Source organism: Dyadobacter endophyticus (assembly GCF_014641595.1).
Lineage (GTDB): Bacteria > Bacteroidota > Bacteroidia > Cytophagales > Spirosomataceae > Dyadobacter > Dyadobacter endophyticus.
Window position 1 is genome coordinate 1 of sequence record NZ_BMIA01000009.1, and the last position, 10,150, is coordinate 10,150.

General features: G+C 41.6%; 9 protein-coding genes. 5 read left to right on the forward strand and 4 right to left on the reverse strand.

Annotation, left to right across the window (positions count from 1 at the left end; all coding sequences use genetic code 11):
• The first annotated feature begins 180 nt into the window (after window positions 1-180).
• The 4 genes from IEY24_RS31750 to IEY24_RS31765 all read left to right on the forward strand — a co-directional run bounded on the left by IEY24_RS31750 (window position 181) and on the right by IEY24_RS31765 (window position 2,443).
• A complete protein-coding gene (locus tag IEY24_RS31750) occupies window positions 181-669 on the forward strand; it encodes a hypothetical protein (RefSeq protein ID WP_188939326.1) in 489 nt (162 codons plus the stop codon).
• Window positions 670-711: 42 nt separating this feature from the next.
• The gene (locus IEY24_RS31755) at window positions 712-885 is read left to right on the forward strand and encodes a hypothetical protein (RefSeq protein WP_188939327.1); all 174 of its coding nucleotides are present in this window, start codon (window positions 712-714) and stop codon (window positions 883-885) included.
• Between the two features lie 94 nt (window positions 886-979).
• On the forward strand, window positions 980-1,567 hold the full coding sequence (locus tag IEY24_RS31760; protein WP_188939328.1) for a recombinase family protein: 588 nt from the start codon (window positions 980-982) through the stop codon (window positions 1,565-1,567).
• A gap of 36 nt (window positions 1,568-1,603) precedes the next feature.
• Complete coding sequence (locus tag IEY24_RS31765; RefSeq protein WP_188939329.1) at window positions 1,604-2,443, forward strand: hypothetical protein; 840 nt, start codon at window positions 1,604-1,606, stop codon at window positions 2,441-2,443.
• Window positions 2,444-2,933: 490 nt separating this feature from the next.
• On the opposite strand, the gene IEY24_RS31770 is transcribed toward IEY24_RS31765, so the two are convergent.
• Together IEY24_RS31770 and IEY24_RS31775 are read right to left on the reverse strand one after the other, a co-directional pair.
• Entirely contained in the window at window positions 2,934-5,423 is a 2,490-nt protein-coding gene (locus IEY24_RS31770; protein WP_188939330.1) for a M4 family metallopeptidase, read from the reverse strand.
• A 13-nt stretch (window positions 5,424-5,436) separates the two neighbouring features.
• On the reverse strand, window positions 5,437-5,817 hold the full coding sequence (locus IEY24_RS31775) for a hypothetical protein (RefSeq protein WP_188939331.1): 381 nt from the start codon (window positions 5,815-5,817) through the stop codon (window positions 5,437-5,439).
• Window positions 5,818-6,821: 1,004 nt separating this feature from the next.
• Here IEY24_RS31775 and IEY24_RS31780 point away from each other — a divergent pair.
• Window positions 6,822-8,831, forward strand: a complete 2,010-nt coding sequence (locus IEY24_RS31780; protein ID WP_188939332.1) for an AIPR family protein — start codon at window positions 6,822-6,824, stop codon at window positions 8,829-8,831.
• Window positions 8,832-8,996: 165 nt separating this feature from the next.
• Here IEY24_RS31780 and IEY24_RS31785 read toward each other — a convergent pair whose 3' ends face one another.
• Both IEY24_RS31785 and IEY24_RS31790 read right to left on the reverse strand, forming a co-directional pair.
• On the reverse strand, window positions 8,997-9,647 hold the full coding sequence (locus tag IEY24_RS31785; protein WP_188939333.1) for a LuxR C-terminal-related transcriptional regulator: 651 nt from the start codon (window positions 9,645-9,647) through the stop codon (window positions 8,997-8,999).
• Window positions 9,648-9,744: 97 nt separating this feature from the next.
• A partial coding sequence (locus IEY24_RS31790) for a T9SS type A sorting domain-containing protein (protein WP_188939334.1) occupies window positions 9,745-10,150 on the reverse strand: 406 nt, incomplete at its 5' end.

Genomic DNA, 10,150 nt, shown 5'->3' on the forward strand with positions numbered 1-10,150 from the left:
CATAAAAACATCACTGACCTGTATCCGCAACACTTTAACAAGGTTCACCAATTAACAAATACGTAGTTGATAGGCCGGATACGTATTGGCTACATACCTTGGTAGATCCTTACTGTGATACCTTTCGGCTAGGTTGGCTAGATCAGGCAAATTAATTACGAATGTAAATACTCCTCGCTCATGGCAAAAGAAATCAAATGTCCAAAATGTGGATCTACACAAATCACTGCAAATAAAAAGGGATTCAGCTTAGGTAAAGCTATCGCAGGTACCGTTGCGGTTGGGCCTGTGGGCGCAATTGCTGGCGTCCATGGAAGTTCAAATATCATTATTTCTTGCCTTTCATGTGGGCATTCGTGGACCCCAAAAATCGAAGTCGAACAGGCACAAAATGATATCTCGAGGACTACACCGTCTTACTTATTAAGTGAGGCTTGGCACCGGGATTTTGTCGCTGCTTATGAAGAGGGTAGACGCGAATTAGCTAATTCGATCTTACGTTCAAACGATCCATCAGCTTTTTCTAAAAGAGGTATCGACCTATTTTACAATGATTTGCCAATCCATCAAGCTGAAAGTAGGACAGGAAAGCAGCCAAACGGAATAATGATGGTAGTAGTGTTTTTTATAGTCGTCTTGGCAATCATCCTAGTTTTTGAACTTTTCTAAGTGAGGCAATTCTTAAAATTACTTTTACAGCTTTCTGGCTCCATGAGAAAGCTATATCAACAGTATGTGATCGATTTTATTTTGAGTATTATCCATTTTCCGGATGAAGGGCACAAGCGTCGGTTCAATCCATTCTACAAGATGATACAGCTTATCTCGGACTTCATGGAAGGCTCAAAAAGCTATACCTTTCTGAACCCATGGGCATATCACTAATTCACCAGCTCCCAGTTACCAAAAACAAGGGTCAAAAAGTAGGTCCTAAAATAAATGATCTTTTATCTTTGTGATACTGACTTTTTAACCCTTTATGAATAAAATTTTTGGCTATGCCCGGGTGTCGACGCTCGACCAGAACCTGGATACGCAACTAGAAGCTCTTCAACAGGCCGGTTGTCACCAGATATACCAGGACAAGATCACCGGTGTTACCACGAGCCGGCCAGCTTTAGACCAGCTGTTGGCTCAGCTCCGCGAGGGAGATACTGTAATGGTTGCACGGTTCTTCAGATTGGGAAGAAGCCGCGACCACCTGATTAACCTGCTGGGGGATTTCGCCCGGCAAGGAATACACTTTAAAGCCCTAGACCTGGGCGTTGACAGCAGTACCCCGGCAGGAAAACTGGTATTACAAATTTTTGCAGCGCTGGCAGAATATGACAGGGAAAGTATCCTGGAAAAGACCAGGGCTGGGCAATTGTTGGCCAAAGCCAACGGTAAACATATTGGAAGGCCTGCCGGCATTGATACTGAGAAGTTCGCCAAAGTAAAAAAAGCTTTGGAGCGAGGCATGTCCGCCTCCGAAACGGCTAGCCTGACCGGTATTAGTATGTCCAGTGTTAAACGGTATCGAAAACAAATTCAGAATACTATGGATCATTCCACGACTTCGAAATGATCTTTTTTGCTTTGACAACCAGTAATGTTGATGCGAATGAAAGGCCCCAATAAGAAATATTCTATAAAGGCATATTATCTACCAACAAAGCGTATCCGCACCATTATACAAGTTGGTGTCAACGCTGATGCCTGTTGCCAAACATTGCGAGAACAAGGATATACAGATCCCTTTGAAGCAACTGAAATCATTGATGATCCTACCGAAGCCCAAATGAACTATGCTGTTGATCTGGGCATTGCGATCCCGCCTAATGCTACAAAGCAAGATGTTTCAGTACTGATAGACTTTAAACTAGAAAATGACACGGTGCCAAAGCCAGGCTTAGTCCAATTCGCAAATGAGGAAGGGCTATATTTTTCCCAATATATAGGAGAAAGCGCGCTCTACAACCTTATTTTTAACTCACTTGATCATCAATCGCGTGTCGCTTTCTTTATATTTTCAATTCACCGGTGGTTGGTGAAAGGTGGGGTCGATAATCTTAACGAGAGTCCCCATAAGCAACACTATCTTGATTTTGCCTCTGAAAATCAGGACAACGATCGCCTCTCAAAATCAATAAATAGATATAATGGTGCTGATCTAAGGGATTTTGGGAACGTAAGTCTCGGTGGTGGTGAATATTATCAAGGTGCAAGTAAAGACACAATAGCGTTCAAAACTGCCCATCAATATTTGAAATCACATGGCTTGGTGAGAATCGAACCTGAACGCGCTCCTGTGGTTAAGAAAAATCCAGTATATCAAAGTCAAAAACGACAGACTATTGCCGAAGTTCAAAGAGAAATGAACAAAGGATGTTTACTTTCAGCGGTAGTACTAACTATGACGGGTTTCTTACTATTCTGTATTGTCTCATGCGCTGCAAATTAAAAATTCCACCTCACTTGTTTTAAGTTACTTCGGTAAATTTACATCAGGTACCATGAATCACGTTAATCATCGTTGCGCATTAAGTGGGTATACAACTGTCTGATTACCAACTCACGCCCCTGTCAAATTCAAAAGAAGATGAGAATTTACAGAAGTTGGTGAGAACCTGGGTGTCCACGTTGTTCGACAAATAAGCTAAAACGGTAATCATCAACACATTATCTCCAATATCTCAACCAAATTATTCTCATCATCTTTTATATATTTTCTCGTTGCCTTTTGTAAAACCACGCTGAATCGTCCAATTATTCTCATTATCTATTGGATTTGACAAAATTCACGCTGCAATCGATCAATCCAGAATTCATTGAAAATGAAATCGAGCTGGCCAGTCGGCATCCATTCTCAAAACCAGACTGACTAGGTGTAGCAAAAAAATAACCGGGCGAGTAGCCCGGCTATCAACATAACTAGAATTGAGCGTTTTTATTTATTGTAAAAGAACTCTTGTTCTATCTGTCGTTGTTTCACCATTTTTACTATAAGTCACATGCAAATAATAAGTACCACGCGGCAGTGAGCTTACATCAATTTTGAAAACTCCGTCTGAGCCAACTTTCGAATGAATCCCGTCATATTTTATACTATAAACAGCCTCTTGTGTTTTTTCGCTAAATAAGGAAATTTGATCCGGCATGGAAGCGGTAGTTTCGTAGTGTTCGAACTGTACAAATAATTGATCTTTTGCTGGATTTGGAAATACTGTGTATCGGGCCGAGCAATTATCGATGCATATAGTTGTGCCAGCACTGGCAGAACCGCAAGAATTGGACATGTTCAGCGTCAATCCGTAACAATCTGGCACATTTGTATAAAAGGAGGCACTACCGTTTCCAAAATCGCTTAAAGAGGCATTCGAAGCATTTCCGCTGGTGATCGACCAAACCGAACTTGTTGGGTTGCCAGTCATAGTAGCAACTACAAGCTGACTGGTACCCGCGCAGTTGTTTGGTGCGCTAATAGATATATTGGTCGCGATAGGCTTACCTACGCTGATTGTTTTTGTCAATACGAGTGTTCCACAACCACCGGACACGGTAGCCGTAAGTGTAACGCTTCCGTGGAAGCTGCCCACTCTTGTTGCAACACCGCTGCTATTTATCGTTACTGCGCTAGTATTACTACTTGACCACGCCACGGTAGAACCTTGCGGAAGGTTCGCAACAGAATAAGTTGAGCTAGGGCAAAGGTGGTCAACTCCGGAGATACTAGACTGTGTTGCCGTTCCCACATTAACGGCCTTCCATGCATTTTCAACTTGCTGAACCAAAACACCGTTTTGATTACCACATAACGCCCTGGCAGCATTTACCATCCCGGTTCTGACTTGCGCATAAGTTGTAGTATTGTCAAGGAAATTTCCAAAGACTGCCCTGACTATTAAATTCTCTAACAGATCCATCCCTACACCGTATACGTTATAAAAACCTCCTACATCATTGGTTCCCGACCCACCGCTAGCCAATAGATAAGCCCAATGGGACAAAACACCACTCCGTTCGTACTTATCAGAACTTCCATTATACTGTGCTCCGTTGTATGTGTCAGCCATTGTACGGTTGACGCCTGCTGAATTTGTATTTTGTAAGTCTCTCAAACAAGTATTGAAAACGGTAAGTTGTTCAGCAATTTGCCAAATGTTGCCGCCGGTGATTCTGTGCTGCATAATAGCTCCCCAAACATCACTAAGACCTTCATTAAATGACCCTTGGTCGCCCGTATTGCCCCATCCTATCTGAAAATTAGTAATACCATGTCCATATTCATGAGCGACCACATCTACACTAGCCACAGGACTAAAAACCACATCTCCGTCACCGAAGGCTAAATAATGATCCACGTTGTTCCAAAGAGCATTATCTCGATCAGGCTGAGCCGTTCCATATCTGATATGGGCATTAATAGGTTGTCCTGCGCCGGAGACTGGATTGTTAAAACTATTAATAGCATGTGCGGTATTCATCCTGTCATATATACGCTGCAAGGCCCAGTGCACATCCAGTGCCATGTCGTTTTCCCCAGGAGTATGCTCTGCCGCAGTCCATGTGTTATTGTTATCCCTTAACTCGATACTGGTTGTAATATTTGTGCTGCCTTGCAAATTGCGAGTGTGAATAGTAGCGCCTCTTGTGTTGTCAAATAAGCGATATCGCGGGGTTACAGAGACATCGTCGAAGGCGCTTGCGGTTTGAGTTCCGCTATACCTTGTAGAGAAAGTGCCTGTTGCAGGCGGTAATGCATATGTACGCATCGTTGGCACTTTTTTTGGAGTGCTCCGGGTCATCATTTCCTCATTTGTGCTACTTGCTGAGCCATGTGAAAATATTGGCTCAGTCGCCAAAATGTTACCCGTTTGCGCGTCAACAAAACCGATCGCATCATTTGCCGGATGATTACTGCGTAGGTAAATCTTATAAACCAAAAGGGCAGTACTGTCCAAAGATGCAATTTCCTTAATCAGCAATTCTGAGGTAAAATCTGAAACATCAGAGCTAGGTATTTGTTTGAAATTCGCAAATGAGTCCTTCGCTATCTTATCCGTAATTTTCGGACGAACATCAAGGCCTTCCAATTTTACAAAATGGCCATGAGCATAAAACATCTTCCCGGCTTTATAGTGGAAGTTATACCCTGCACCGTCTACTTTAACACCTTTGTAAAACTGATCAAAGTGATCGTCAATAAATTCCTGGCTACGCTGTTTATCTTTTGCTTTTACGAAACCGTCATCGGCAGTTGTTTTAAGATACTCCTTCATAAAATCCTGTTCAGAGAAAGTGGTGCTTTTATCCGAATCTGTAAACTCCATTGCCTGGATAATGCCCTTCCTGTCTTTGAGAACCGTCGGAGTCTCCGAGTTTTGCGCACTTGCAAAAAATGGGAAAACTGAAGTCATTGCGAAGAGTACTTGTGTTTTCATATTTTACATTAGTTTAGTTGATTCGTTTCCATTTCGATATTGAGAATATTGGCGAAGCATTTTCCATGTGAAGCTCCATTGTATCCCCATAAAATTTAGGGGTATAATAAAACCTGAGTTGATATCCGTCATCGTAAGTTGCTGCTACATTTAACAGCGTATCAATCCAGTATTTTTTTTTGAAAGTTTTTTGTGTAGCATACTCATATTCAAGCAGTACACTATCAGGGAGAAAATGCCAGTATGCACCCGGTTTCTCAACGGGTGGTTGGTATTCGCCATTACCTAAATAGAACGGTTCCCATTTACCCAAGATTTGCTGACGGGGGTCTACTTCATCTTTGCTACAACCAAACAGGAGCACAGCTATAACACACGTTACAATCGCTTTCATGATAATTGAATATTAGTACTTTCTGGTTCGGAACGCTTTTTGCGCATAGAGGTGTCGATAAGACGCAACATGTTTGCTATGAAAGCATTTGGTACTTTGCTTTCATATTGAGGTCGAAACACCGTAATGGTGTTTCGCCAACGCGATAAATTCTTATTGGGGGCGCTTTGAGCTGGGTGATTCCAAAAATAGAATCCGGCGGTTACTCAAAGTTATGATATAAAACTATTTTTACAATAATTTGCACAAAAACTTTTTATAAGCAGATTTTCAACAAAACAAAAGAAGAAATTCAAACCGCCAAAAGGCATCAATACGATATTTATCGTATTACGATTAAAGCAAAATAATTCAATTCTGGTGGTACATTAGTGGAATTCAGCATTGAATATTTACATTTTTCAGTTGTTGTATAAGTTATCTTATGTTAAATAGAATCTATAAACTATTCATCCATCCCTATTAATTCCCTTTTAAAGCCCCTTTGGCGGCAGTGCCCTTACTCCACTTAGGTCGACATGAAAAGTTATCGTTTATAAGGCTGACAAAATCGAGGTATGGTTAGGTCTACGGCTGACTATCCTTCCGTTATTGCAGCGTGTCATTTAAAGGGAAGCCTACTGAGGGGCACCTTGTAAATTCACACATAGCCTTACCGACTGGAAGCTATTCCATTTGCTACCAAACCCTAGAATTTACACGTAGTGAGATTCCCATAGCGTTTTTATGAATGAGTCTATCAAAAATGTTGAGCACGGACAGATTGGGGCTTACAGTTGGTGACAAATCCTACCAGCTATACACCAACTAGGATTCCATCAGCGCGTTAAAACAGGGCGGGTAAGAAGCTGCCATACGTTACTTTCATAGAATGGCAATTGCCCGGTGGTGGAACACCGGTGCATCAGTCCTCATGGGTACAAGCTACTGGAAAGCAAAGTCTGCCTATAAAGTCTTGTAAGCCAACACAATTGTCCAATCCGGAGGAAACATAAATACAAGCAATGGCAAAAAATGACAAAATACTAATCGACGGGATTATCGATGAGAGAGTTGAGCAGTCAATCCCATCGAATAGGCGTGACGAAGCTTTCGAATTTTTCGTGATTGAACAAATATTGAAAGATTATGACCTGTCGAATGAGGAACTCTCACTCGGAATAGTTGATGGTCGAAACGATGGAGGTATAGACGCATTTTACGTTTTTATAAATGGACATTTATTAGTCGATTTACTTACGTTTCCATGGCCAAAGGCAGGCTGCACGGTTGACGTCTTTATCGCCACTTGCAAACATCATGATACGTTCAAGCAAGCACCACTAGATAATTTAGCAGCTTCACTGACAGAACTCTTTGACTTCAGTGTAAATTCAGGAGAACTTCAAGGTGATTACTCAGATCTTGTTTTGGAACAAAGAGAAAAATTAAAGTCCGCATACCGAAAAGTCTCTCCAAGGTTGACAAGTTTCTCGACTTCTTTTTTTTATGCGTCCAGGGGCAACGTTGCGGAGCTCGGTGAGTCAATCATATCACGATCGAATCAGATTAGGCAAATCGCCGAAGAAGCTTTTGGAAAGTGTAAAGCCTCGTTTGATTTTCTTGGGGCAACAGAACTGATTGAAGCGAGCAGGAAAATCAAAAACTTTTCATTAGAGTTACCATATACCAAAGATATTTCAAGTGGAGAAAATCTAATTCTCCTGGTAAAATTGAAAGACTATTTCAATTTTATCAACGATGATGGAAAACTTCGAAGGTATCTTTTTGATTCGAATGTGCGAGACTACATGGGATTAAATAGTGTAAACGAGGACATTCGTGAATCCTTAGAGAGTGATGATGAAGTCGAATTCTGGTGGTTGAATAACGGAGTAACAATATTAGCAACTGGAGCGAGTACAATAGGCGAAATTGCCCAAATTCAGGATATTCAAATTGTTAATGGTCTTCAGACATCGGAATCAATATTTCAATATTTCTCGTCGGGCGGCGCGGACAAGTGCAACAGATCTGTTTTAGTTAAGGTTATAGTGTCAAACGATAGCAGTGTAAGGGATTCCATCATACGCGCGACAAATAACCAAACAACTGTTGAAACGTCTGCCTTGCACGCCACTGACAAAATTCAGCGAGATATTGAAGATATTCTAAAACAGTATGAATATTACTATGAACGTCGCACAAACTACTACAAAAATCAAGGGATCACCGCTGACAAAATTGTTGCGCCTATGTATTTAGCCGCTGGTTACATGGCCTTAGTGCTTAGACGGCCACACCAAGCTATATCACTTAAATCAAAATTCATGCGCGATGAGACGACATATAACTACATTTTTTCGCCAAACGTTGACCTTAAGGTCTGGGGTATTATCGCTCACGTCTTAAAGGTCATAGACAGTTACCTGGAGACAAAACGGCCTAAGAAGACAACCACTGAAAAATTTTTAAAATCCAGAAGATATATTCTTGCGTTTGTTACGGTGTCGAAAATCTTTGGAACCTTCAACTACTCAATTACCGACCTATTAGGTCTACAACCATCTGCATTAAATGAAGTAACTCTTGATGAAGTCTGGACTATAGTTACGGAAACGCTGCCAGTCACCGAAAATAAGCGCCCGAAACTTGGATATTACAGCGAAATTTTTAAGAATGCCGAGTCGGTTCTGAAGATAAAGGATATCAGTCGAATGTCAAATTTGGAATATCTTTCTATCATCCCGGAAACGAAAATAAACAACGGGAAGCGTGGAGCTATCTCAATGGAGCTAGCTTTGGAAATAAATGAGCACCTCCCCGAACAACCATGGAGACCTAGAATGCATACCAGGATCTGCCGTCTATTTCGCATTTCTGAACGTGAGTATTTCGATGCCGTTCACTTATTAATTGAAGCAGGCTTAAGATATAGGCAAAAAGATGGAGTGGTTTTTGACTCCAACGGAGAAATAATTGCTTTTGACAAATACAGAGTCGATCCTATCACATTAAAGCTAAAAGAAATGTAATATTTGCTATGTCAGATAAACAACTCAATATTTAGTAACAAATTACCAACTAATACATTATTTTTTTCAAGAAAAAAATTAGGGCAACGTTTCAATAAACATATCAAAATTCTGGCAGGCCCGTATTAACCCAAAATATGGAAACAAAATAGGTACGGTGTAAGATCAACATTCGGAATCAATTGAATGTGCCTTTGACTCTTTTACCGTTTCCAGTTTACGGAGCACGTAAGTAAGTTGGGTGATATCATTGATGCGTAGCTTCTCGAAAATTCTGCGTTTATAAGAACTGACCGTTTTGGGGTTGATGCCAGCTATTGAGGCTATTTCATCGTGGGGTCTGTTTGCTATCAGTAAACCTGCCAAAAGCCTCTCCCTTTTCGTTAGGGTGCGGTTTGTCCGATTGGAGCTAATATCTGCTAGTAATAGCTGCTGAATATCGTCGCTGACAAAGCGCGATTTTGTAAACGCGGTCTTTAATGCCTTACTAATCTCATACGGACTAGATTTTTTTGAGAACAAGCCGTTTGCCCCGGCCTTTATGAAGGGATAAATGTATTCAAATTCGTTTCCCAGGTTTACTAAAACAGAAGCTTGCTTATTCAGCTTTTTAAACCGCTTTAATAAGGTCGTGTCCTTCCCATCGATGACGCCAACATCGAGGATCATCATTTGAGCCTCGTCTGGGGAGCATAGGCCTTGGCAATTTTGGACAGTGTCGGTTTCCAGAATTTTCGCATCTGGATATTCATTTTCAATGACCGATCGTAACCCAATTGAAAATAAGGGGTTGTCGGTAACGATCAGGATCGTCATAGTGGAGTATTCGAGTTATTCTAGTTAGAAATGGAGCTCCTCTTTAGAACAAACCCGGGCAACTTTGCTCGCTGCCCGGGTTGTCTTGCATTCGTTACTACTTTGTAACGGCTACTTTGTGTGTGCTGATAGTGCCGTCAAACAGGGTCAAGGTGATGACGTAAATGCCTTGTGGAAGCCTTGTTACATCAATCCCCGCAGAAGATGGTTGTTGATTCGCAAGGACTTTCACACCGCTAGCGTTATGTAAATCTGCTTGTTTGACTAATTGATGGTCACGGATCAAAATCTTGTCTACCACCGGGTTCGGGTAAGGCACCAAGCCGCTGCCGACCTCTATTTCTACCAAACGGATAGCACTATACGCGAATGTTCCGTCCAGGTCGACCATTTTGAGCCTGTAAAAATTCTGGCCTGTCAGGGGATTGGCATCCACATAGGAGTAATTGACGAGCACTTTGCTGTCTCCCTGGGAAGAAACCGAAGCGATCCGGCTCCATTGC

Excerpts from the sequence above, each read along its gene's own strand:
- IEY24_RS31785 (WP_188939333.1), bottom strand. The coding sequence starts at position 9,647 with ATGACGATCCTGATCGTTACCGACAACCCCTTATTTTCAATTGGGTTA.
- IEY24_RS31780 (WP_188939332.1), top strand. The coding sequence starts at position 6,822 with ATGGCAAAAAATGACAAAATACTAATCGACGGGATTATCGATGAGAGA.
- IEY24_RS31750 (WP_188939326.1), top strand. The coding sequence starts at position 181 with ATGGCAAAAGAAATCAAATGTCCAAAATGTGGATCTACACAAATCACT.
- IEY24_RS31775 (WP_188939331.1), bottom strand. The coding sequence starts at position 5,817 with ATGAAAGCGATTGTAACGTGTGTTATAGCTGTGCTCCTGTTTGGTTGT.
- IEY24_RS31765 (WP_188939329.1), top strand. The coding sequence starts at position 1,604 with ATGAAAGGCCCCAATAAGAAATATTCTATAAAGGCATATTATCTACCA.
- IEY24_RS31770 (WP_188939330.1), bottom strand. The coding sequence starts at position 5,423 with ATGAAAACACAAGTACTCTTCGCAATGACTTCAGTTTTCCCATTTTTT.
- IEY24_RS31755 (WP_188939327.1), top strand. The coding sequence starts at position 712 with ATGAGAAAGCTATATCAACAGTATGTGATCGATTTTATTTTGAGTATT.
- IEY24_RS31760 (WP_188939328.1), top strand. The coding sequence starts at position 980 with ATGAATAAAATTTTTGGCTATGCCCGGGTGTCGACGCTCGACCAGAAC.